This is a genomic window from Oleiphilus sp. HI0067, assembly GCF_001635735.1.
Window position 1 is genome coordinate 1 of the sequence record NZ_LWFI01001575.1, and the last position, 926, is coordinate 926.

The 926-nt window shown below is 47.2% G+C and carries 2 protein-coding genes; both read left to right on the forward strand.

Annotation, left to right across the window (positions count from 1 at the left end; translation table 11 throughout):
• Positions 1-630, forward strand: a 630-nt coding sequence (locus tag A3739_RS25640; protein WP_197472578.1) for a magnesium transporter, incomplete at its 5' end; no start/stop codon positions are given.
• A 19-nt stretch (positions 631-649) separates the two neighbouring features.
• A partial coding sequence (yjgA, locus tag A3739_RS25645; protein WP_156502844.1) for a ribosome biogenesis factor YjgA occupies positions 650-926 on the forward strand: 277 nt, incomplete at its 3' end.

The following is a 926-nucleotide window of genomic DNA, read 5'->3' on the forward strand; positions in this document are numbered from 1 at the left end:
TTGCTTGGGCGTATCACCATTGATGACGTGGTTGATGTCATTAGGGATGATGCTGATCACTCATTGATGAGTATGGCGGGGCTCGACGAGGATGAAGACACCTTCGCACCGGTGAAGCAAACAACCAAAAGGCGCGCTGTTTGGCTGGGCATAAACTTAGTCACCGCCTTTATTGCCTCTGCCGTGATTGGCATGTTTGAGGGTACTATTGAAAAAGTCGTGGCACTGGCTGTACTAATGCCAATCGTTGCCAGTATGGGCGGCATAGCAGGAAGCCAAACTCTTACACTTGTGATACGTGGTATGGCAGTCGGTCAAATCAGTAGTGGCAACTTAAAGTGGCTACTCAATCGCGAGTTCACTGTGAGCATGATTAACGGCGCATTATGGGCTGCCGTGGTTTCAGGCCTCGCAATGCTATGGTTCAAAGACATCACGATCGGAATCGTAATCGCATCAGCCTTAATGATTAATCTCGTTGTAGCCGCTATAGCAGGTACCGTACTCCCCTACTTTTTGAAATCGCGCGACATTGATCCAGCACTCGCAGGTGGCGTGATCTTGACTACTATCACTGATGTTGTAGGCTTCCTCTCCTTTTTAGGCCTAGCCTCAATCGCCTACGCATAAATTTGATCACAGGTACTTTATGAGTCAGCACGACCCATTCGATAGCAACAACGAAGATTTCGACGAAGACATTAAAAGTCGTAGCCAAATTAAACGCGAGATGGAAGCGTTACAAGCAATCGGCAAGCAGCTTTGTGAATTAAAAGCTTCCCACCTTGAACAAGTACCTATCTCAGAAGAATTAGAAGAAGGCATCACGACCTACAAACGCATCTCGTCACGGGAAGCCAAAAGACGCCAATTACAGTACATTGGCAAAGTCATGCGCAACCAAGACATTGATGCAATTCAGACAG